The sequence below is a fragment of the Bradyrhizobium sp. ERR14 genome, from assembly GCF_014198235.1.
Lineage (GTDB): Bacteria > Pseudomonadota > Alphaproteobacteria > Rhizobiales > Xanthobacteraceae > Bradyrhizobium.
The window spans coordinates 155,005-175,204 of record NZ_JACIHD010000010.1; the positions used below are offsets into that span (position 1 = coordinate 155,005).

The 20,200-nt window shown below is 63.6% G+C and carries 23 protein-coding genes; 10 read left to right on the forward strand and 13 right to left on the reverse strand.

The window, feature by feature from the left end; genetic code table 11:
* Positions 1-17 precede the first annotated feature (17 nt).
* The 3 genes from GGD62_RS25955 to GGD62_RS25965 all read right to left on the reverse strand — a co-directional run bounded on the left by GGD62_RS25955 (position 18) and on the right by GGD62_RS25965 (position 3,514).
* Positions 18-1,520: an O-antigen ligase gene (locus GGD62_RS25955; RefSeq protein WP_183710929.1), complete on the reverse strand. Its 1,503-nt coding sequence runs from the start codon at positions 1,518-1,520 to the stop codon at positions 18-20.
* A gap of 32 nt (positions 1,521-1,552) precedes the next feature.
* A complete protein-coding gene (locus tag GGD62_RS25960) occupies positions 1,553-2,035 on the reverse strand; it encodes a hypothetical protein (RefSeq protein ID WP_312014294.1) in 483 nt (160 codons plus the stop codon).
* A 276-nt stretch (positions 2,036-2,311) separates the two neighbouring features.
* The gene (locus GGD62_RS25965) at positions 2,312-3,514 is read right to left on the reverse strand and encodes a polysaccharide biosynthesis/export family protein (RefSeq protein ID WP_183233113.1); all 1,203 of its coding nucleotides are present in this window, start codon (positions 3,512-3,514) and stop codon (positions 2,312-2,314) included.
* Positions 3,515-3,922: 408 nt separating this feature from the next.
* Between GGD62_RS25965 and GGD62_RS25970 the strand changes: the two genes are divergently transcribed.
* From GGD62_RS25970 to GGD62_RS25980, 3 genes are all read left to right on the forward strand, one after another.
* A complete protein-coding gene (locus GGD62_RS25970) occupies positions 3,923-4,360 on the forward strand; it encodes a hypothetical protein (RefSeq protein ID WP_246800292.1) in 438 nt (145 codons plus the stop codon).
* A gap of 76 nt (positions 4,361-4,436) precedes the next feature.
* The gene (locus GGD62_RS25975; protein ID WP_183710933.1) at positions 4,437-4,712 is read left to right on the forward strand and encodes a hypothetical protein; all 276 of its coding nucleotides are present in this window, start codon (positions 4,437-4,439) and stop codon (positions 4,710-4,712) included.
* 145 nt (positions 4,713-4,857) lie between these two features.
* On the forward strand, positions 4,858-6,129 hold the full coding sequence (locus GGD62_RS25980; protein WP_183710935.1) for a hypothetical protein: 1,272 nt from the start codon (positions 4,858-4,860) through the stop codon (positions 6,127-6,129).
* Between the two features lie 11 nt (positions 6,130-6,140).
* On the opposite strand, the gene GGD62_RS25985 is transcribed toward GGD62_RS25980, so the two are convergent.
* Positions 6,141-6,767, reverse strand: coding sequence for a transglutaminase-like cysteine peptidase (locus GGD62_RS25985; RefSeq protein WP_183233109.1), 627 nt, complete (start codon positions 6,765-6,767; stop codon positions 6,141-6,143).
* Between the two features lie 193 nt (positions 6,768-6,960).
* Between GGD62_RS25985 and GGD62_RS25990 the strand changes: the two genes are divergently transcribed.
* Positions 6,961-7,698 carry a metallophosphoesterase family protein gene (locus GGD62_RS25990; RefSeq protein WP_091956216.1) on the forward strand — a complete coding sequence of 246 codons (738 nt, stop codon included), beginning with the start codon at positions 6,961-6,963 and terminating at the stop codon, positions 7,696-7,698.
* Between the two features lie 62 nt (positions 7,699-7,760).
* Entirely contained in the window at positions 7,761-8,423 is a 663-nt protein-coding gene (locus GGD62_RS25995; RefSeq protein WP_183710937.1) for a hypothetical protein, read from the forward strand.
* Between the two features lie 3 nt (positions 8,424-8,426).
* Here GGD62_RS25995 and GGD62_RS26000 read toward each other — a convergent pair whose 3' ends face one another.
* Positions 8,427-8,873, reverse strand: a complete 447-nt coding sequence (locus tag GGD62_RS26000; protein ID WP_312014295.1) for a hypothetical protein — start codon at positions 8,871-8,873, stop codon at positions 8,427-8,429.
* A 355-nt stretch (positions 8,874-9,228) separates the two neighbouring features.
* Here GGD62_RS26000 and GGD62_RS26005 point away from each other — a divergent pair, with 355 nt between their 5' ends.
* Entirely contained in the window at positions 9,229-9,606 is a 378-nt protein-coding gene (locus GGD62_RS26005; protein WP_183233106.1) for an Ig-like domain-containing protein, read from the forward strand.
* Positions 9,607-9,946: 340 nt separating this feature from the next.
* Here the strand turns inward: GGD62_RS26005 and GGD62_RS26010 are convergent, their stop codons facing one another.
* Positions 9,947-10,192, reverse strand: a complete 246-nt coding sequence (locus tag GGD62_RS26010; protein WP_183710939.1) for a hypothetical protein — start codon at positions 10,190-10,192, stop codon at positions 9,947-9,949.
* A 186-nt stretch (positions 10,193-10,378) separates the two neighbouring features.
* On the opposite strand from GGD62_RS26010, the gene GGD62_RS26015 reads away from it, so the two are divergent.
* Entirely contained in the window at positions 10,379-11,596 is a 1,218-nt protein-coding gene (locus tag GGD62_RS26015; protein ID WP_183710941.1) for a hypothetical protein, read from the forward strand.
* 11 nt (positions 11,597-11,607) lie between these two features.
* On the opposite strand, the gene GGD62_RS26020 is transcribed toward GGD62_RS26015, so the two are convergent.
* The 3 genes from GGD62_RS26020 to GGD62_RS26030 form a co-directional block, all read right to left on the reverse strand.
* Positions 11,608-11,844, reverse strand: coding sequence for a hypothetical protein (locus GGD62_RS26020; RefSeq protein ID WP_244550789.1), 237 nt, complete (start codon positions 11,842-11,844; stop codon positions 11,608-11,610).
* A gap of 187 nt (positions 11,845-12,031) precedes the next feature.
* Entirely contained in the window at positions 12,032-12,448 is a 417-nt protein-coding gene (locus tag GGD62_RS26025) for a hypothetical protein (protein WP_026201779.1), read from the reverse strand.
* A 42-nt stretch (positions 12,449-12,490) separates the two neighbouring features.
* Positions 12,491-12,781 carry a hypothetical protein gene (locus GGD62_RS26030; RefSeq protein WP_092261669.1) on the reverse strand — a complete coding sequence of 97 codons (291 nt, stop codon included), beginning with the start codon at positions 12,779-12,781 and terminating at the stop codon, positions 12,491-12,493.
* 980 nt (positions 12,782-13,761) lie between these two features.
* Here GGD62_RS26030 and GGD62_RS26035 point away from each other — a divergent pair.
* From GGD62_RS26035 to GGD62_RS26045, 3 genes are all read left to right on the forward strand, one after another.
* Entirely contained in the window at positions 13,762-13,935 is a 174-nt protein-coding gene (locus GGD62_RS26035; protein ID WP_018317058.1) for a hypothetical protein, read from the forward strand.
* Positions 13,936-14,749: 814 nt separating this feature from the next.
* On the forward strand, positions 14,750-16,336 hold the full coding sequence (locus GGD62_RS26040) for an EAL domain-containing protein (protein WP_183710943.1): 1,587 nt from the start codon (positions 14,750-14,752) through the stop codon (positions 16,334-16,336).
* Between the two features lie 139 nt (positions 16,337-16,475).
* Positions 16,476-16,841, forward strand: a complete 366-nt coding sequence (locus GGD62_RS26045) for an antibiotic resistance protein VanZ (RefSeq protein WP_018317055.1) — start codon at positions 16,476-16,478, stop codon at positions 16,839-16,841.
* Positions 16,842-16,886: 45 nt separating this feature from the next.
* Here the strand turns inward: GGD62_RS26045 and GGD62_RS26050 are convergent, their stop codons facing one another.
* The 4 genes from GGD62_RS26050 to GGD62_RS26065 form a co-directional block, all read right to left on the reverse strand.
* On the reverse strand, positions 16,887-17,333 hold the full coding sequence (locus GGD62_RS26050) for a CHRD domain-containing protein (RefSeq protein ID WP_038949582.1): 447 nt from the start codon (positions 17,331-17,333) through the stop codon (positions 16,887-16,889).
* Positions 17,334-17,485: 152 nt separating this feature from the next.
* Positions 17,486-17,767, reverse strand: a complete 282-nt coding sequence (locus tag GGD62_RS26055) for a hypothetical protein (RefSeq protein WP_018317053.1) — start codon at positions 17,765-17,767, stop codon at positions 17,486-17,488.
* A 109-nt stretch (positions 17,768-17,876) separates the two neighbouring features.
* A complete protein-coding gene (locus tag GGD62_RS26060) occupies positions 17,877-18,326 on the reverse strand; it encodes a hypothetical protein (RefSeq protein ID WP_183710945.1) in 450 nt (149 codons plus the stop codon).
* A gap of 141 nt (positions 18,327-18,467) precedes the next feature.
* Positions 18,468-20,195, reverse strand: coding sequence for a chemotaxis protein (locus GGD62_RS26065; RefSeq protein WP_183710948.1), 1,728 nt, complete (start codon positions 20,193-20,195; stop codon positions 18,468-18,470).
* Positions 20,196-20,200: the final 5 nt, after the last annotated feature.

The window sequence follows — 20,200 nt, forward strand, 5'->3', positions numbered from 1 at the left end:
ACGCAACTGCTTCAAATCTAGACACTTTTGTGAAGCTGAGGCACCGGGCTCGGGGCTGCGCCCGCGGTTGTCGGATGGCCCTCGCCTCGCCGGCTGGTAGCGCCCGCCTCCGCCATCGCCCGGCCCTCCTTACTCCGGAAGGACTGCGCCAGGCCGGCGCCGAAAAGCGCAAAGAATGGAATGCTGTAGCCGGGCACCTGCAGCGTGAAGTCGAGGGACGAATGCAGCAGCGACAGCGTCGCGGTCGCCACCGCCGCCAGCGGGATGATGGCATCGCGCCGGCGGGTGAACACGCCCCGCGCCAGCACCAGCAGCATGATGGCCCAGGCCAGCGCCACCAGCAGCGCCATGGGAATGCCCACCTCGGAGGCAAGCTCCAGCGGCGTCGAATGCGCGGCATCCCAAACGCCGCGAATCGAGATGTTGGGGCTGCGGTACGGCGGGAAGGCCCATTGGAAGGTGCCCATGCCGGTGCCGAACCAGGGATTGTCGCCGATGATTTTGAGCGTCGATTTCCAGGCCTCGATGCGGCCCTCGTCGACCAGGCCCTGGCTGTCGAAGCGGCTGGAGACGCGGCCGCCGAGCAGCTGCAAGAGACCGAGAGCGACTGCGAGCCCCGAGCCTAGGGAGATCCAGATGCCGGTGCGCGGCGGCAGGTCTTTCCTGAGAAAGAGCGTGAACGCGACGATCATCGCGAGCAGCGACAGGCCGACGCCGGCGCGCGAGGTCGTCATGAACATCGCCATCAGGCAGATCAGCAGGCAGCCAAGCTGCGGCAGGATCTCTTTTGGCGGAATCGTGCGCAGATCGAGCGACAGGCGTCGCCATTCGATGTGCCGTTCAGGCAGCCGGCGGCGGACGTCCTCCAGGATCAACAGCATCCAGATCACCGCGCAGGAGCCGAAATAGGCCGCCGCCGTGTTGCGGTTGATGAAGGTGCCGGTGACGCTGCCGAGATAGGCCGTCTTGTCCCGCCACAGAATCATGGTGGGCTCGATCAGGAACGAGAGCACGCCATACAGCGCGTAGGCCGCGCCCGAGATCGCGATCACCCACAGCATGCGACGGGCGCGATCACGATCGGCTCCGACAGTGATGCCGAGAACGATGGCGAGGATGTTGGCGAGCGGCGCGCCGAGCGCGAAGAACGCTTCGTTCTTGACGATGGAAGCCGACGGGGCGATCGGCACGCCCAGCAGCTCCGCGGCCTGCTTCCAGATCGGCTGGAACGGCGCAACCCAGGGATGGTCGGAGAGCTGCTCATGCAGCACGAACGCGTAGGCCACAACGATCACGCCGATGCCGGCGAGCAGCCAAAGATGCGGCCGACGCAGATCGCGCGTCGGCGCGAAGATCACCGCGATCCCGAGACACAGGCACCAGAACGCAATCGACAGATCATTGGTCGAGCCGAACGGGAACGGCGCGCCGGCCATCACGAAGAATAGGACGAAGGTCGCGGGCAGGCTCCATGACCAACGAATCCTGAACCAGCTGATATTGGGAGGCCAAAGGCGCATCGTGCTTTCTTTAGGCGAGCTTTGCTTTAGGCTTAGAGGAAGCAATCGATCGGATAGATTTTCAGATCCACGTTGAGGCGGCTGTTCCGGGTCTGCGCCCGGAATGCCAAGAATACTCCAAAGCTATCGCTGCCCGGATCGAGTTTTATTCCAGGGGTTAATTCGTCGGGCGGGACCAGGACGCCGATGTGCCGGTTGATGGCCGAAATCTCGATCCGCCCCTCCCCCTCGCCGAAATGCCCGCCGAGTTGCGTCACCGTGACTTTGGGCAGGCCGCGGCGCTGATGGCAAACCTCCTCCTCCCATAGCTTGGTCTGCTGGACCAGCGGCTTTCCCGCACCATCGGGGACAACGATATCCGGGAAGGAGGGACGCAGCATCCCGAAGAACTTGCTCTCCTTGGAGTTCGCCGACAGCCGGACCGTGAACGACAGCTCGCCCTTGGCTCCCTTGAAGCGCGACAAGATTGGAGCATCAGGCTCCGCGGAGACCATCATGTCGATGCGGTGGCGCACGCCCAGCTCACCTGCGGCGCCGAGGGCCGTTCCGGCCGGCGCGAGCCCAAGGGACAGCAAGACGAGAGCCGGAAGCTGCCAGACTATTCGAACGCGCATGAACCTGAAGCCCCTTGCAACGCTGCGGGGTGGGCGGTGACCGGCGCGAGGTGATCGATGGCGCCTTAATCCCAATGGCGTCCCCTCGGCCCCGGCAATATCGATTGGATCGCTAAACGAAAATGGCACCGGGACAAAGCCCCGGTGCCATCGTTTTTGGTCGACCAAGTCGGCGTCTTACGGCGCCAGCTTGATGTTGTTGCGGAAGATCAGCGCATCGTTGCTGAGGTTCACGGCATCGCTGCCGGTCGCCATGATCACACGCATGTACTGCAGGAACTTGGCAACTTCGACGTTGCGCGAGTTCGAGACATAGATGATGTCGCCGTTCTTCATCATGACCTTGGTGGCCAGGAAGAAGCCGGCCGGATCGCGGAAGTTGACGTTGAAGATGACCGGGATCGTCTCCGACGTGTACTTGCTCACGTCGATGCCGAGCTGGGCCGCAACCTCGCGCGGCTCGCGGCGATAGAGATAGACGGCAGCCGGATCGGCCTGACCATCGAGAAGACCGCCCGCCTTGCCCACGGCTTCGCCGAGATTGATGCGCCAGGCATCGAAGTTGAACTCGCCGCTCTGACCGCTGGCGCCGAACGCCAGGAACTTCTGCTGCTCGCGATAGACGTAGATGCTGTCGTCGGGGCGAACATAAACGTTGTTCTCGGGCGCCATCACGAGATTTTCGAACGGCACGGTGGCCCGCCGCCCGCCGCGCTCCAGCATGACCCAGGTCTCGAAGCCCTGGCCCTTGATGCCGCCGGCGCGGGTGATCGCATCGAGCACGCGATCCTTCGCACCCGCCGCGCTCGCCGGATAACGCGCCGGCGAATTGACTTCGCCGAGCACGCTGATGAGCTGGGTGCGCTGCGAGGACATCGCGACGACCGCCTGCGGCTCGATGGCGCGGTTGCCGATCTTCTCGACGATCGCACGCTGGATTTGCACCGCCGTCAGGCCCGCAGCCTTGATCTGGCCGGCATAGGGCACCGTGATGAAGCCGTCATTGTCGACCGACTGATCCGGGATGGTCACATAGTTGCCCGGACGGACGCCGGCTTCCGCCGGAATGAACAGACCGCCTGCCGCGGCTTCGAAGATGGTGACGCTGACGACGTCGCCGATGCCGAAAACGATGCTGGCCGGCGGCCGCTTGTCCGTGAACGCCCCCGCGAGCCCCTTGGGCTCATGGGTGTGCAGGATCTTCACCGTGGCCGGATTGAGCGGCACCAACTCGTAGGCCGGAGCGTTTTCAGTCTGAATCTTGTTGTTGACGTCGTCCGTCAGCGGACCCGAGCCGGGATTGGTCGAGCACGCTCCGAGCGCCAAAGCGGCGGCCAGAAATGCTGGCTTGAAAAGATATGACTTGGCAAAGGAATGCATGAATCGCGCGCCCCAAGAGACCCCAATTAGCCCTGATTGGTACGGCCTAGGGGGTGGTGCGACAAGGGTTCCCAGTAGTTAACGGAGCGATCGGTCGGCCACTGTTGCGTGCGGGCCACTCTTTGGGGCTTGGTTTAACCCTTTGTGACCATTTGTTGTATTTCGTGTGCCCGGTCGGCGAGCAAACCGCCCAACTCAAGGGCTTCGTGTGTCGAGCGCGAGGCTTCTTGACCTCTCGCCGCTCTGCTAAGTCTGGGCCGTTAAGGATAGGAACTCCCATTGTCTGGCCTCCTTCTTGTTCCGCTGTTGGCAGGCTCCCTCCTTGGCGCCGCTGATCGCCCATGGGGCTCTGCTACCTCCTGTGCTGGCCGCGCGCGGTCCTCGTGCCAGGGCGCCCCCGTCGTTGAGGTGGCCGCCCCCTCCTCCATCTGGAAGTTCAGCCGCACGCAAGGGGCCAAGGACGGCGAGAGCTTCGCGGCCATCACGAAGACCGCGGACACCACCCAATCCGACCCGGACTTTGCCGGCCTCATCGTCCGCTGTGCGCCGAAGGGCAAGATCGACGTGCTGGTGGCCTTGATCCGGCCTTTTCCGCCGCGGAGCCACCCCAAGGTCACCATTGCAGCGAGCGGCGGCGGCAGCCTGACCTTTGACGCCAGCATGGCGGCCGCAGGCGCCGCGGTGCTGCTGCCCGACGAGGTCTCGGCCTTTGCCGCAGGCAAGTGGCAGACAACGACCTCGCTGTCGGTGGTGGTCAGGGAAAGCGACAGCGAGATCAAAGGCGTGGTGGCCCTGAACGGCTTGCGGGAGGCCTATCATTCGCTGCTGGCAAATTGCAGCCAATAGGCCAAATTTAGCCATACAGCTTAAGGGTCTTTTTAGGGTGGGGAACCTAGGGTCCGAAGCACGGAGAGTGTTTCGGATGACCGCGTTTTTGATTTTCAGCTTTCTCGTAGGTGCCGTGCTGGGCCAACGCTTTCGCGTCCTGGTCCTGCTGCCATTGACCTTCGTCATTGTGCTCGCCGCCATCCCGGTCGGCTTGATGCTCGATCTCACCTTGCTCGAGAGCCTCAAAGGCGTGGCACTCGCGGCCATCGCCCTCCAGGGCGGTTATCTCTTCGGCTCGGCCGCGCGCTTTGGCCTTGCCGCCGCACGCGCCGCCCGCGTCTTCGGCCGCCCGATCAAGGCCACCCGCTGATCGCGCCGATCAATCAGCGACCAACGAGCCCGCGCGCAAACGGCCCAAGGTTTAAGCGTTGGACCGAGGCAGGCCTCTGTTTGAAAACCACCCGCCCGCTTGTATGGTGACCTGACCGTTTCAGGATTCCCTTCGAGCGCGCCGTTTGTCCCTCGCTTATTTTGCCCTCATCGTTTCCATCGTCTCCGCTTCCGCTCTCGAAATCGCCGGCGCCAAGTTTGGTGCGCAGCTCGGGACGATGGCCGCCGCGCTAAGCCTGCTGGCGGCCACCGCAAGCGCGCGAAAAGCCGATTACGACCACTATGTTCGCGCGACCTCCTGGGGCCGCTGGATCCCGATCGCCATTCCGCTGTTCATCGCGGCTCAGCTCGTCCCGCTTCCGCTAAGCTTTGCCCATCCGATCTGGGCCAGCACCCGCGATGCCATAGGTGGCCTGCCGTTCGGACCGATCACTGCCGATATCGGCCTGACCGTCAGCGCGCTGCTGCTGGCGCTTGCGGCGATCTCGTTGCTCGGCGTCACCGTCCTGGTGGTCCGCAACCGCAGCCGGGCCGAGCTGGTTCTCTTTGTGCTGAGCGGCGTAACCGCGGTCTCCGCCTTGATGTTGGACCTGCATCGGCTGTCGCCGGCCCTTGCTGCAGCCGCGCCCTCGGATTTCACGACCACTTTGGCCGGCCTCGGCCTCATGCTCAATCTGGCGGTGATGCAGCTTGCGGCTGAACGGGCCGAGACCCATCACTCGGTCCTTCGCTCGGTGGCGATCGGCCTTTGCGGTCTTGTGGGCACGCTGGCAAGCGCGCTTGCGGTGTTCGGCCTGTCGGGCACGAACAGCGCGATCGCCGCGGCCTTTGGCATTGTGCTGATCCTGCTGATCCTCGTCATTCGCAGGCTCGATCTATCGCCGCTCGCAGCGGGCGCCTTGTCGGCCGCCGCCTTGATCGGAGCGGCGATCGTGCTGTCCTTCCTGTTCGAAAAGGGCTCCGGACCGATCCTGCTGCGGCTCGTCCCGGATATGGGGGCTGAAACGCGGGCCGCGCTGGAGCGGATGTTGTCCGACACGCGCTGGTTCGGCGCAGGCGCCGGGACCTTTGCTGCGGTGGGCCGGATCTACCAGAGCGATGTCGGAGCCGCTTTGACGGCGCCGTCGACAGCCGCGGCGGTCTTTGCCGGCATGGGATGGATTGGCCTGGCTAGCGCGTTGGCGGTGAGCTCGATCGCGCTGCTGCGCCTGTTCTTCGGCGCCTTGCAGCGCGGACGCGACTCGTTCTTCCCTGCGGCCGCCGCGGCCTGTGTTTTGTTTGCGCTGGTTCAGAGCTTCGCCGGGCCAGGATTGCTGCGGCCCGCAGCAATCCTGTGCCTTTCCGTGATCGTGGGACTCGGGCTGTCGCAGAGCGTCAGCCAATCCGGATCACGATAGAGCGCGGATGATCAGACCGCGCGGTCGCCGAGCGAGGCCCAGTAGTTCGGGTTCTTGGGCGACTGAATGCGGACCCAGCGATAGGGCTTCTTCGACCACGGCAGGATGTGACCGGAGAGATTGTCCAGCACGAGATCGCCGGCGAAGGTGCGCACCACGACCACGAGATGATGCTCGCCCCAGGTGGTCACGACCTCGCTGAGCAGCACCGAGCGCGCCGGAAAGCCCTTGGCGATCAGCTCGTGGCGTTTTGTCACAGCGTAATCGTTGCAGTCGCCGCTGGTCGGATGCAGCAGCCACTTCTCGCCGCGCAGCCCTTCCAGATTGGCCTCGGGACGGATGGCGGTATTGACCTGCTGGTTGACCTCTTGCATCTGCGCCAGCCGCTCCGCGGTAAGCTTCAGGCGCCCGCCCCTGAACACGACGTGCTGCGGCCGCGGCTTGCACTCGTCCTTGTACTTCAGGCAGAACAGCGTGAAGGCCATCGGCGCCAGCGTCGGCTGATCGAACTTGATGTACTGGATGGCGCCGCGCAGCCCCAAGGGCGCACCGACGAAAGCGGCTTCAGCGCGCTGCTGCACCCCTGCAGCAACGACGATGGCGGCCACGGCCGCCAGGAACTTTACAACTTTGCGCATGTCGCGCTCCCCGTTTTTGTTGGGGAGACGCTACGCGAGACGTCTTGAAATACGGCTCAAAGGCCGCGCGATCCTTTAATCAAAATGCGGGCGCCTTGGTCGGAAACAATTAAGAATACCGATGTGTGACTTGTTCTGCTAAGAGCCATCGCGACGTTCCGCTCATGACGCTGGAAGCGATTCGACCGACCTGATGGGCCTTTCCTCACGCTTTCGAAAGAAGACCAAGCCTCGGCTTCCCGACGGCGTTCGCGTCTATGCCATCGGCGACGTGCACGGCCGCGCCGATCTGCTTCAATCGCTGTTAACCGTCATCGACGTCGATCTGGCCCGCTCGGCCCCCGAGCGGGCCATCCAGGTCTTTCTCGGCGACTACGTCGACCGTGGCCCGGACTCGCGCGCCGTTCTTGATCTGTTGATCGAACGCTCGAAGACACACGAGACGGTTTGCCTGAAGGGCAACCACGAGATCTTCCTGCTCGAGGTCCTCAAGGACCCCGCCCGCCTGCAGGAGTGGCGCCACTATGGCGGCCTGCTGACGCTGGTCTCCTACGGCATCACGCCGACGATGAATCCGTCCGCGGAGCAGCAGGTCGAGCTGATCGAAGGACTGAAGCGCGCATTGCCGCCCGAGCACCTGGCGTTCCTGCAGCAATTGCCCTCGTCCTTTACCTGCGGCGACTTCTTCTTCGTCCATGCCGGCGTCAAGCCTGGCGTGCCGCTCGAGCGCCAGAAGGATGAGGACCTGCTCTGGATCCGCGAGGAATTCCTCGCGTCCGAGGAGCGCTTCGGCAAATATATCGTCCACGGTCACACCCCGGTCAGCGCGCCCGATATTCGCCCGAACCGCATCAACATCGACACCGGCGCTTACGCGACCGGAAACTTGACGCTGCTGACGATCCAAGGTGATAGTCTGCTCGCAATTTAAGAGCCCTGCTCTCGTTTCAATCCCGTGCTCGCTTCGCCCTCACAGGCCTCGTCGATTTCATCATGAACCGCATGTTCCTGCTTCGCGTCATCGGCATCTGCACCGCCATCGTGCTGGCGCTTTATGCCGGCATGGAATTCTACGGCGATCTCATCCGACCGAACTTTCGCGCGAGCGATTTGTTCTCGGGCGAGATTCCGCCCGAGAAGGCCAAGCTGGCGGCCGGCGGTGTCTTGGCATCAGTTTCGCTGGATGGCGACCTGCTCGCGAACTACGCGGCGGCAGTGGCCGCTGACGTTCTTCACCGTCCATCGTCCGATGCGGCCGGACGGGCAAGCGAGAACAAGGCCGCCCAAGGCGCCGTGGTCGCAGCCTTGAAGGTCTCACCGATCAGGCCCGCGCTCTGGCTCACGCTCGGCACGCTGCAGGCCCAGGCCGGCGAAGCGGCAACGCCGGCTGTGAAGATGTCCTACTTGACCGGATCGGTGCCGATCGACGTCGCTTTCGCTCGCGTCCGGACCGTGACCTCGAGCGCGGCTGCAACGGACGAGGAGATCAAGCTGCTGGCGCAATCCGACATCCGCGCGGCGCTGGCCAATCGCTCGCGTTACGAGCCGCTGCTGATCGCGGCCTATGTGCAGGCAACTCCGCAAGGCAAGGCGCTGCTGCTCGACACCACGAAAGTGACCGATCCCAAATTCAACGAGATCCTCCGCCGCTACTGAAGCTCAGCGCACCGATTTCGGATTGACCGGCACGAAGTCCTGATCGCGACGCGGCTGGTCGGATCGCCCCTGGTAGACGAACATGCCCTTCTTGGTCGTGACGATATCGCCTCGCTGCAGGCTATCGTCGCGGAGAAGGCGTTCGGTCGCGACAAGGTCCGGATCTTCCGGAATCGGCTTGTAGAGCTCGGGATGCTCCCGCCGCTCGCGCGAAGCTTCCTTGGCGCGGCGCCGTGCGTCCTCGATCCGCTGCCGCCATTCGTCGCGCGAGACTTCCGGCTCGCTTGGCGGAAGGTAGTCGTTGATGGATGGCTCCGGCTCAGACTGAGCACGACATGAGAGCGGGTAGGCAGAGAGGACCAATCCGACAGCGGCGGCCACGGCCGCCTGAACCGGCGCGTGCCCGGATATCCAGCGATCCGATGTGGACTTGCGGCGAATGGATCGCACTCCGATGACTCCCAAGCGGGCCTAGCGGCATCAAGCGGCCCCCTCAACTTCAGCTCATGCGGCTGCCAATTGCAAGATTTTAGGAACGCGGGGCCGTGCCATCAAAAATCGAAAAACAACCCCATGCACAGTAGCCGGCGCCAGCCATTTCAATCAGTTACGCCTTTCCCGAAATCCGATTTGATCCGTCGGGCAAAACAGAGGTAGGATGGCATGATCTGGAGAGAGCCGACCGGATGATCGCGCTTTCTGAGATCCATGTGAGATGAGCGGCTCAGTGGCAAACAGCTGCGTTCCAAGACCTCGTTAAATCGTCGCCGTTCGATTTCGGCATAAGCTGGTGGAGTTGCCGAGAATGCGTACAAGACCGGTACTGCTGTCAGGTGCTGTCCTCGCGGCGTCCGCCATGTCTGGCCTTGCGGCGCAGGCGAGCCCCATCTGCATCAAGGAACGAACACCGTTTGCCTTGTCGCACGATACGGTGAAATGGACGATGTCGATCGCGCCTGGCGCGGAGTGCATCCAGGGCCTGCGCTGGTCGTACATGCAGATCTTCAAGGTATCGGTCGTGAGCGGACCATCACGGGGACAATTGGCGGTGGTCGGGTCCGGCTTCCGCTATTCGGCAGAAGCCGAGGCGCCCGGCACCGACAAGTTCACGCTGCTGATCTCGGGCAAGAACCGTCGCAATGCAGGGACGTCGACCTTGGAGGTCGAGGTCAACCCGCAATAGCTTGAGAGAGGCCCCGAAGGATGAACGGCGCGGCTAGCGGCGGCTCGAGCCACTGCCCCGGGTTCTATTCCCGTGATAGGGTCGGGCGTATCCGCCCCTCGTCACGGGCGGCTCGATCCGGCTCGGGATATTGGGCGTCGCGCTGGGGCGCGCGGGCTGCGACGGATTGACAATGGTCACGTTGCGGTTGGGCGTCGATGGGTCATTGACGCCCTGGGCCCAGGCAGCGGCGGGCAAAAGCAACGCAATGGCGATCAGAACTGGTCGTTTCATACGATATCTCCCGAGCATGAACGTCAGGGAGGCGATCACCGTTCCTTCACGGTTCGTTGGGTGAACCTTAGCGGGGGACGGCAACCAGCTTGCCATCCCGCCAGACGCCCTGGGCCGACTTTCCAGCAGGCAGGCTGCCTGAAAGGTTCCGAACGGCGGTCGGCCGCGAGGCAGCCTGATTGGTCTGCGCCTTCTTCGTGGGGGTCGTGATGATGCTGGAGCTCGTGGTGTTGGCCTGATCCTTGGTCCCCTGCGCACCGGCAGGCGAAACCAGGAAGATCAAAACCGTGAGGACTGCTAGAACGCCGCGCATGGTCGAGCACCAGAAAGAGAAGAGCTTGGCGAAATGTCACAGGTTCTCGCCCAAAAGCAAGCACCTTCGAACACCGCGCGAGGCCGTCGCGGAGCCGCCAATCGAAGCCAAACTGCCTCAACTCGAGAGGTTTGAAGCGGAAAGACCTAGCGAAATAGCCCTATCCGGGCTACTTGATCGGCCTTGATGACCGACTCCGGTGAAACTGCGGCCAACGCTCCCTCGGCGCAACAGATCAAAGCCGGGTTTATCCGTCTCCTGTCGAGCCGCATCCGCGCCGTATCCGACGATCCCCGGCAGATGCGGGAGATTGTCTATGAGCTGGCGCGCGTCAAGCTTCTGGAGCAATTCACGCACGCCGACGCGCGGGAATCGCGCGAGTTTCAGCAGGTCCTCGAACGTGCCATCAAGGAGGTCGAGCGTTCCTTCGAGCGTAGCGCCGCGTCCGAGCCGCAAAAAACTGTCGCGGCAACCGACGTTCCGGTCCCGCCCCCGGGCCATACCCCCGCTCCCCCGCCCATTCCGATGTCGTCACCCGTTTCGGCTTCGCCGCCTGCTGCGAACGACGCGGGAGCACCGCGCCGTCCCGTGGCTTCGCCGCGATCGCCGGATCAAACCAAACGCAGCGGCGCCTTCACCTTTCTGGTTCGACTGGCCGGCATTCTCCTGCTCATGGCCGGCGCCAGCACCACGGTGATCTATTGGCCGCGTTTGAGGACCCAAGTGTCCGCACTGTCACAATTGGTGCTGCCATCCGAGCGCGCGCCGGGCAACCCCGAGCCCCGGCCGGCCACCGCCCCGCCCCCGTCGGAGAGCGTGAGTGTCGAACGAGCGTCCGACAGCGCAAAGGAGCCGGCGCCACCTGCACACCCCTCCATGCCTTTGCCGACGACCTTCGGCGTCTACGCGCTGAACGAGGGGCAGCTCCAGGAACTGAAGCCGGTCCCCGGAAAGATTCCAGACCGCCGCGTTGCGATCTCGGCGGCCATCAACACGCCGAGTGCAACGACCCTGACAAGCGGAGATGTCAACTTTATCGTGTTCAGACCGGACGGAAGCATTGAGGCAAGCGTGACCGAGGTTCGAGTCGTCGCGAAGGTGTCCCGGTCAATGGGCGTCGATGCCTCCGGCAAGGCCGCCATCGTCAACGCGGGCGATTCCTGGGTCATTCGCAGCATGTCCTACCCCTACAAAGTGGGGCCGGTCGAGGATCAGCAGAGGATGCTGTTGCTGCAACCGGAACAGGACGGCTTCACGCTGTCGCCGGGCCGCTACATCGTCGTCGTCAAAGGCATCGGCTACGATTTCACCGTGGCAGGGACGATCACCGATCCCAACCAATGCGTCGAACGTATCAACGCGGCAAACGGCGCGTTCTATTCTCCCTGCCCGCCGCCGCGTTAGATCGACGGCCGCTACTTACTGGGCTTGCTGTCCTTGGCCGCCTCCGCCGGCGCGTCGTCGACCTTACCGTTGTTCGCGACGCATTTTTGGAAGTATGCGCGCTGATCCTTGGCCGTTCCCTTGGCGCTCCCCGCCGCCGGGTTGCCGATTTGCCTGGGCGGAAACGCCTTGGCCACCGCCGCTTCGCATGCGCGCGCCACTTCGGCGGTGATGGCCGACGCCGTCGCCGGCGCAGCCAACGTCAACACGCATGCCAATCCAACCAACCTTCGCATATTCCTGACCGGCACCTTGCTGCTCCCTCGAAGCGTGAATGCTTGCCGGGACCATAGCAAAAAGGATCGACGCGCCAAACCGCAAAGCGGCGCCGAATTGTCACGCGGTGTGGCCTGGGCGTCTCGAAGGATGGCCGAGCGCGCGGCAAGAGCTCCAATACTAGCTGTTGAGCTGCGGCGGCTTGAAATTCGGAAAACGCGTGAGCATTGCGGTCTTGACGAACTTCAGGTGCCCGATGCTGCTCGCCAATTCCTTGAGCCGGCGCTGGCCATTGGAGATATCAGCCGCAAAGAGATCCTGGTGATGATTGTCGAGCGCCTCTCGCTCGAGGTACTCGTCGGTACCGTTTCCGAAGGTGACGGATGCGCGCGCAACTGCGTCATCGACACGCCGGTTGAGGCCGGCCTGCTCCCTCTCCGCTTCCTGCAATGCCGTTTCGATCGCCGCCAGGACGGCACCGATCCGCGTGCGGTCGGTCTCCGCATCACGCTCCGCGGAGCGGGCCTTAAAACCTTTGTCCTCGCGGCGGGAGCCGAGAAGATTATGCGCGCGTGCTCTCAGGAACAGCTGAAACATGTGGGCCATCCCCATTTTCGAGATCTAAGCCGCTACCATCGGTCAGGCATAGTTAACAAAGCCTAAATCCTGCGTCCGCCCCGCCTGGCTTTGTGCGATCCAGGCCCGCCAGGCTCCTTCGTGCTTGGAATAGAGCTCCAGCCACCGAACGTCGTCAACCGCGGCCGCTCTCGTGCCTGCGCGGGTTTCGGCCACGATTTGCACCGTCTCCTTCGAGGCAAGATCCAGCGCCTCGAATTCCGCCGTCTCCTCCAGCGAAAGGCCTATCAGAACACGATGCCCTTGCGCGTCAACAAAATATCTGCGCGGCGCGTTCTGCCGTTGATCAATCATTTGAATGACCCTCGCTCATGATCCAAGGACCTGGAAGATCTCTCAGATGCCGGCCATAGCTACAAACAAACGCAATCAAAATAAGAGCGCAAGTCGTCGCGCCCAGCAACGCAATCAGCCACGTCATCTACGCCTACCCGCGCGCCCTCCGGAAATAGAGGGCCCGAACTCGCAATGAACTGATCCGTTTTAGGTTGCCTTTCCTGGGCCCTCAAGGACCGCGACAGATTAACCTAACCGCACATGGTTATTTCGACTTCGCCACGACGACTATTAACCCGGCTCAGCACGCGCGCAGCCCCGCGGTTACGATGGCCGCTGGGTGCGACCGGCTTGCATCGAAGCGGGGGTATAGGGTGCATAAAGACGATATCGTGCCGATCGCTTCCGCGAGCGCCACGCCCGTACGGCATAGCCGCAGCCAAAACCCGCCGCGAAAATCGAAATCAAAACCAAAGCAGCTAACATTGGAATATTCCCACGTTTGCCGGAACGCTCCTCCCGCGCTCATTTTCATCTTTTCGTTGTGTCGACTTCAAGTTCGTCACCGCTGAAACTTTTGTCAGACGAAGATGAAGTTTGTGCAACGTGATGCTCGAAGATTGGTCGGCACGCGAGGGCACAGAGCGCGGAGAAGAGGCTCCAGTTCTTTTTACCAGAACTCGCCACGCCGACACCATGAACCCTCGTTCATCTTGGTGCTTCAAACGTCGACCGGCACGGATGAGACCGCCGTCGGAGGGCGCGCATCGGATTCGCCAGCGAAACACCGTGGTTATACGGAGCGTCGCGCACCGATTTCATCGCAGTAAGGTTGAGCAGTTAGCTTAATCCGCGTTGTTTGTTGCGAAGTCTCACCGATCGCATATCCATCTCGCACCGGGCTCCCCCAAGCCCGGCCCCACCCAAGCAAAGCCGTCGAGCGAACATGGGTCGCTTGGCGGCTTTGTCGTTGTGTCGACAAGAGGATGATTTCGGTTATGGCGCGCAAGCCCTGGTCGTTCAAAGAAGACCGCCGGCTCATGGAGCTGGCTAAGTCTTCGGCTTCGCTGGAAGAGGCCGCGAAAGTTCTCGGACGCTCGCCTGATGCGATCAAGCGCATGGCCTTGCGGCTTGGTCTTTCGCTGAAGCCGAAGACGGGCAAAAAGAGCTAGCCTCGGAAAGGCGACGGTGCTCGCCTTGAGCCGCGCAGCATGACCTCCCGCGTGCGATGAATGACGACCGACCTCACTGACGGGGCCAGCAGGTCACTGCAAAAGGCTCAGAGGTCACGACTCCGCAGATGCGGGCGTCAGCCTACAGTCGAAACAGAGTAATCATGGCTTGTCTCGCCGGGACGGAACCAGACCTACGTTTGGGTGTTAGTTCGAATCTCACAGCGAGGTCTGGCAGTGCTCCACTTTGCCATTTCCGCGGTTTTGGTTTGGCTGGCGATCAACATCGCCTTCGTGGTGCTTCGGCTGCGGGCCGCCCGTGATCCCGCAGCGCCCCACACCGACAGGTCAGGCAGAGCTTATCCAGAGGCCGTCGCCCCGCGCCCCTGATGAGCGCGACCAAGCTGACCTGACCTAGTTGCGCGTCTTCTTTTGGGACCCCATCCCAGGGCTCGTTCCATAGTTGGGTGTCCCCGTCCCCTTGAAGGCTCCGCCCATGCTGTCCGAACCGGAATTCGTCGCCGTGCCGCTGCGGGAGGTGGGCTGAGTGCCCGATGGCTGGTCTTTGGTTCCCTGCGCCCAAGCCGCGGAGCTTCCGACGACGAACGACAGGAGGAGGAGGCTTAACGTCCTGATCATACTGCTCAACTTTCCATGCTCGGGCCGCACGACCATCAGTCAGGCAACCCCTGGGTAGCCCTTCCGGACCGGTCCGCTCGTTAAACCCTATCTTAGCCCCCGCTGGCTAGAATCAATTCCCAAAATCAGTTCCGAGATCAGTCACCAAGCCTCTCCTGAATTTCGCCTGGACCGGATGAGATTACAGCGGCCGAACCTCTCGTTTGCGGCGCTCGTTGTTGCGAGCACGATGGCGTTCGGGCTGGCGGGCCATTTTGTGGCAGACGGCGTCATTCGCCACCAGCAGGCGCACCAGCTGAACGAGCTGACCGAGGTCGTTCTGCGCCGCTCCGAATTTGCGGTCGATTTCGCCGCGGCCAGCCTCGACGAACTCGCCAAGCGTGATCTTGCCAGCTGCGCACCGGCAGCGTTGCAAGCCATCCGGCTCCACGTCTACCAGCGCTCGGCGATCAAGGACGTCCGTCTCGTCAACCCGGACGGATCGGTGATCTGCTCGGCCTATTCCGAGACGCTCGAGTTCGACAAGGGATGGGCGGATCGGCGCGACATGCTGCCCTCACACGACAAGAGGCTCTCGCTGTTCCGCGTGGAGCAGTTCGGCGGCGACGCATTGGGCGTGCTCAGGGACGTCAATCGCAGCTCCGCGCTGGTCGCCATCGTCGGCATCAACGCCGGCCTGTTCGATCTCATGCCCGCCGAGCTGCGCGCGCACAGCGAAGTGATCCTCGCCTTGAGCAATGGCGAGAAGCTCGGCGAATTCCGGCTCGATGCCGACAGGCCCCTGCCAGGGCCGATCAGCTTCGACAGGCATTCCACGCGCTTCCCGCTTCACGCCACGATCCGGCTCGAGCACGCCGTGCTTTCGAGCTGGAACAGCGAGGCGTATTGGCCGGCGCTCGCAGTCGCCCTTGGGCTTGGTGCACTGTTCGGCATCCTGCTGGCACGCAGCCGCCGGATGGAAGGGCCGGTCGCCGATCTCGATCGCGGCCTCGCAGCCGGCGAGTTCAAGCCGTACTACCAACCCATCTTCGAGCTCAGGACGGGCCAGATCACCGGCTGCGAGATTCTGGCGCGCTGGGTTCGTCGGGACGGCTCGGTGGTGCCGCCGATGAACTTCATTCCGCTGGCCGAATCCAGCGGGCGCATCCAGGTGATGACCTGGCAGATCCTGAAATCGGCGCTCGCCGACCTGCAGGGCGTGCTGAAGGCGGACAAGACCTTCAAGATGTCCGTGAATGTCGTGCCCAAACACCTGCTGAGTGCCGGCTTCGTCGAGACGCTGCGTCGCACGGTCCTGGCGGCGAGACTCTCCGCACGCCAGATCGTGGTCGAGGTCACCGAACGCGACGAGCTCGACGATCTCGCGCACGCCGCGACCGTCGTGGCCGAGTTACGCGACCACGGCTTCCGCGTCGCAATCGACGACGTCGGCGTGGGTCACAGCGGTCTATCGCGACTGAAGGGACTCGGCGCCAACACGATCAAGATCGACAAGTTCTTCGTCGACACCATCACCGTGGATGCATCGACCACGACGATCGTCGAGATGTTGGTCGCGCTCGCCAAGGACTTCCGCATGACGGTCGTCGCCGAAGGAATCGAGACCGAGGAGCAGCGCCGCGCCCTGATCGCCTCCGGCGTCGAGGAAGGGCAGGGCTATCTCGTCGCCGCACCGCTGCCCTTTGCGAAATTCAGCGAGCTGATCGACTCACGCCGCCACTCCGCATCCGCAGCGCCGGCCGGCGACGTCCTGGTGGCCTGACCATCTTCGCCGGACCGCCTCCCGGCCGGCGATAGCGGCCAGGTTTTAGGCAGCCCGCGCCGCCCGAAGAGCGACGAGGCGCTTTAACGATGTTCTCGTCTTTCGAAGCGGAATGGCCCTCGAGCGGTTATGGTAGGCCATGCGTCGAAATCACCTCATCGCAGCCGCGGGAATCTGCCTCGCCCTCATCGCCTATGCCACCCTGGCAAGGCTGGCGGGGCGGCCGGCGCTGATGGGGCATCACGAGGCTTACTGGATCGTCGTCATCGAGCGCTTCAGCGCCTATGGCCTGTTGGGCTTCCTGCTCGCTTTCCTGTTGCCCGGCCGACTCGCTTTGGCCTGCTCGCTCGTCATCGCAGTTGCGATGGGGCTGGAAGTCCTGCAAACGCTGACCCCCGATCGTGATCCGGGTTTCCTGGACGTGCTGCAAAAGGCGGCAGGAGGCACCGTCGGTGTCATCCTCGCCCAGACGATCCTGGCCTTCTTGCCTCGGCCGCCAGCCTGAGGCCCACGGCGCTGACACATTCTTCAGCGCCACGGCGACATCCCCCTACTTCATCATCTGCCCGCGCAATTCGCCGCCTGGGTTCGCGGCCGTATGGATGTTCGCGTACCATTTGCCGGCCAATAGATCCGCCGCCTGGGCATCCGTGAGCGTGGCGCTGCCCTGGATAGGACTCTGGACCGTCTTGAAGGGCAAAGCGATGCCGGCGTTCTTGCCCGCATCACTGGGGCCATGAAAATGTGCCCCCATCGCTGGACCAGTCAGATTGGCAAACGTAATCGTATAGGTCAGCACTTTGGTCTGGGTGTCGAACGCGGCCTCCGCCTTGCCTGAACCGGACGAGCCGTTCGGAGGCACTTCATTGCTGCCCTTGAGGTCGGCCTGCAGCTTGACGACCTCCGCACGTGACGGCGCGGTTGTGACGATCAGCAGCCCACCGAGCATCACCGTTCCCAATAGCGTCACGCCGACCCGATACTTGGCTTTCCTCATGGCATTCTCCTACAGGCTCTACGGCCCGATGCGGTTGAAACCCCGGCCCCGGCTCGAAATTCCGGAGACGAGTCTATGCCTGATTCGCGAAAAGCTGGCGGCGATCCACCGGTGGCACGTGGAACGATCTGCGGGGCCTGACGCCAAGCGAGCTAGGCTGCCCCGCGCTCGCGGAACCCGGTCGGGGCCAGGAGTTCGGCCATCTGCCTGTGCGTGCTCTGCAGCGCCTCGATGGCGCCGTCGAGATCGAAATCCGCTTCGCGGATTGAGGCGAAGAACTTGGCCGTCAGCGCCAGGTCGAGCTTGACGCGCGTTGCGCCGTCGCGGCTCTTGCGACGGTCGAGCGACAGATGGATGGCCCGCATTCTGGCTTCTGCGGCTGTACAGCCGCTGAGTGTCGCCAGTTCGTCGTATGTCATCCAGATCTGAGGCATGGTCTCGTCCGTCCTTTATTGCCGCCTCATTCCTAACTTTCTGCGCCTGAATGCATCGTTGCCGCAGCGCGGTCGCAGCCCGCTTCGCTGCGATAGCGTCAACGCAAGACTAAGATGCGGGCGGCGGCCTGGAAGGCGCAGGAAATTGGCGCGGCCGCGAACGGCTGTCGAGGCCCTTGGGCAATTTGTCATTGAGCTTCACGACGGCGCCTCGCGCCTCCACAGCCGGCGCATCTTCCTGGCTGTAGATCAGCGTCACCTCGAACATCACGTCGGGCGCTTCCCTGGCCGTTCCGGAACAAGTCGCCATCGCACCGCTGCACACGCCGGCGAGGCTGACCTCGACCTCGTCCAGACCGAACACAGTCGGCGGCCCCTCGGCATAGCGCCGCGTGGTCAGCACGGCCGTGAAGCGCTGATCGTCATCGAACTGATAGGAGCCGCCATAGGTGAAGAAGCTGTCGCTGCCGGAGATCCGTCCGTCCGCCAGATGCACGATACCCGTGCCCTGGCCGCGCGGCGTCCTGAACCAGGCCGCGTATTTGCCGTCTCGCATCATGGAAATGTCCGCCGTAAAATTCACTGATATTTGCAACCAACTCTGGGGCGCGACAATGACCGACGCGGCGAGTATTCCGCGACGGTTAACGCCCTGCAAAGCCGACTCGTCAAATTGCCGCCGCATCACGTGGCGACGCAATCAAAACAATTCTATGCCGTCATCCGCAGTCTCGACCGCCTCGACCCGGCGCATGGCGGCGATCGATGCCAGTCCGAGTGCTTGCAGGAACTCGCGATGAACGTCCCGCTCGCGCTCCATCGTGTAGCGCGCGAAGAGATCGTCGAGGATCGCCTGATCCTGCAGCTCCGGCTGTAGCCGCTGCACGCTTGCGCTCGCAGTCTCGAGCCGCGTGGCGACCGCAGGCAAGGCTGCGGAGCTTTCGCCGAGCCTGGTCATCTGACCCTGGGCCGAATTCATCAGCCGCTCGAATTCCGCGCCTTCGTCGACGAGCCGGCTCATCAGCTTGCCGAGCCGTTCATTGCCGGCCTCGACCTCGCGCAGTGCCTGAAGGATTTGCGGCTCCAGCTTGGCAAGCTGGGTGGGATCACCCTGCACGCGGAGCTCCTTCAGCTCATTGGCCGAGCGCTCGATCCCGTCGAGCACGGGCCTCAGGCGCGCGGCCCCCGCGGAGACCTGGTCGGCGGTCGCCTTGAGCTCGTTGGCGATGACGACGAAGGCGCTGCCGCGGCTGCCGAGATGGCTCGCCTTGAGGCCGGCATTCATTCCGATCAGCGTGATGTCGATAGTCGCTTCGGCAAGCCCTGCGATCGCCTGGCGAAATTTCGTCAGCGTGTCCTCGACGATCGCCAGCGCCTCGTCGACCGAGCGGCCGGCACTCTCGCAGGTAGCGATCAGGGTCGATGCGTGCGCCAGCGTCTGCTTGATGCGCGTCAGGAACGACGACGAGCCGCCCTCCTCGCCGCCGAACAGCGTGCGGCCGTGGCCGACGACGCTGCCCGCATCGTGCAGGATGGCCGTCAGCGCGCCGACGATTTGGCCGACGTCGCCGCCGAACTCGCGCTGGGCATCCCTGAGCTGGGCCGCCTGCAGCCGGCAAATCGCACGCACGCCGTCATCGCTCGGCACCGTTTCAGGAACGAGGCTCGGCGCGGCTTCCGACGCAAGGCCGAGGCCATGGGACACGTGCTCGAGACGCTGACGCGTGCTGTCGCCCGCCTGCAGCGAGATGATCGCGCTGCCGACCGCCTCGGCGATCTTCCTGGTGCTGGCACTGGCGCGGTCGGCCAGATGGCTGCTCTTGCTGCGCTGGTCGCGTAACCCGGAATAGGCCGCGCCGAGCTCGGCGCTCTCCGACATCAGCTGGGCCCGGTAGCGGCTCTCGAATTCCTTCTGCCGGCCGGAGGCCGTGGCAACCGCCTCGGACAGCCGCTGCTGGTCGCGCGCGCAGCCTTCGATCGAGCGCTGCACGGCCCTGCCGAGATCGTAGGCTTCCTGGGTGAAGGCGAGAAAGCCCTCGCGGTCGCCGTCGAGCGAGGCCGCCTCGATCCGCGCGCTGCGCGCGATGATGGTGATCATCTGGATGTGCTTGAACAGCGGCTTGAGCAGCGAGGACGCCTCCGCCGTGCTCTTGCCGATCGTCTCCAGCAGGGCGCTCTCCGCCGGCAGCGCCTGCGCCAGCTCGCTCAGCTGCGCGGCGATCTCCTGCAGCGCCGTTGCTGCACCCTCGATCTCGGCGCCGGAGAGCTCGCCCGAGAGCGTAGCTAAGCCCTGGTTCAGCTCCTTGAAGATGAGGTGGCCGCAGCCGAGCTCGTGACCGACGCGTGCGAAGACGTCCTCGATGCGCGAGGAGACGTCCTCGATCGCGGTGGTTGCCTCGGCGAGCGTGTTGGCCGGAACGGGCGACATGGCCA

Bases quoted from the DNA above. Each gene is read 5' to 3' on its own strand.
- GGD62_RS25955 (WP_183710929.1), bottom strand. From the start codon at position 1,520: ATGCGCCTTTGGCCTCCCAATATCAGCTGGTTCAGGATTCGTTGGTCA.
- GGD62_RS25965 (WP_183233113.1), bottom strand. From the start codon at position 3,514: ATGCATTCCTTTGCCAAGTCATATCTTTTCAAGCCAGCATTTCTGGCC.
- GGD62_RS25975 (WP_183710933.1), top strand. From the start codon at position 4,437: ATGACCGCGTTTTTGATTTTCAGCTTTCTCGTAGGTGCCGTGCTGGGC.
- GGD62_RS25985 (WP_183233109.1), bottom strand. From the start codon at position 6,767: ATGCGCAAAGTTGTAAAGTTCCTGGCGGCCGTGGCCGCCATCGTCGTT.
- GGD62_RS25990 (WP_091956216.1), top strand. From the start codon at position 6,961: ATGGGCCTTTCCTCACGCTTTCGAAAGAAGACCAAGCCTCGGCTTCCC.
- GGD62_RS25995 (WP_183710937.1), top strand. From the start codon at position 7,761: ATGAACCGCATGTTCCTGCTTCGCGTCATCGGCATCTGCACCGCCATC.
- GGD62_RS26005 (WP_183233106.1), top strand. From the start codon at position 9,229: ATGCGTACAAGACCGGTACTGCTGTCAGGTGCTGTCCTCGCGGCGTCC.
- GGD62_RS26010 (WP_183710939.1), bottom strand. From the start codon at position 10,192: ATGCGCGGCGTTCTAGCAGTCCTCACGGTTTTGATCTTCCTGGTTTCG.
- GGD62_RS26015 (WP_183710941.1), top strand. From the start codon at position 10,379: ATGACCGACTCCGGTGAAACTGCGGCCAACGCTCCCTCGGCGCAACAG.
- GGD62_RS26025 (WP_026201779.1), bottom strand. From the start codon at position 12,448: ATGTTTCAGCTGTTCCTGAGAGCACGCGCGCATAATCTTCTCGGCTCC.
- GGD62_RS26030 (WP_092261669.1), bottom strand. From the start codon at position 12,781: ATGATTGATCAACGGCAGAACGCGCCGCGCAGATATTTTGTTGACGCG.
- GGD62_RS26035 (WP_018317058.1), top strand. From the start codon at position 13,762: ATGGCGCGCAAGCCCTGGTCGTTCAAAGAAGACCGCCGGCTCATGGAG.
- GGD62_RS26040 (WP_183710943.1), top strand. From the start codon at position 14,750: ATGAGATTACAGCGGCCGAACCTCTCGTTTGCGGCGCTCGTTGTTGCG.
- GGD62_RS26045 (WP_018317055.1), top strand. From the start codon at position 16,476: ATGCGTCGAAATCACCTCATCGCAGCCGCGGGAATCTGCCTCGCCCTC.
- GGD62_RS26050 (WP_038949582.1), bottom strand. From the start codon at position 17,333: ATGAGGAAAGCCAAGTATCGGGTCGGCGTGACGCTATTGGGAACGGTG.
- GGD62_RS26055 (WP_018317053.1), bottom strand. From the start codon at position 17,767: ATGCCTCAGATCTGGATGACATACGACGAACTGGCGACACTCAGCGGC.
- GGD62_RS26060 (WP_183710945.1), bottom strand. From the start codon at position 18,326: ATGATGCGAGACGGCAAATACGCGGCCTGGTTCAGGACGCCGCGCGGC.
- GGD62_RS26065 (WP_183710948.1), bottom strand. From the start codon at position 20,195: ATGTCGCCCGTTCCGGCCAACACGCTCGCCGAGGCAACCACCGCGATC.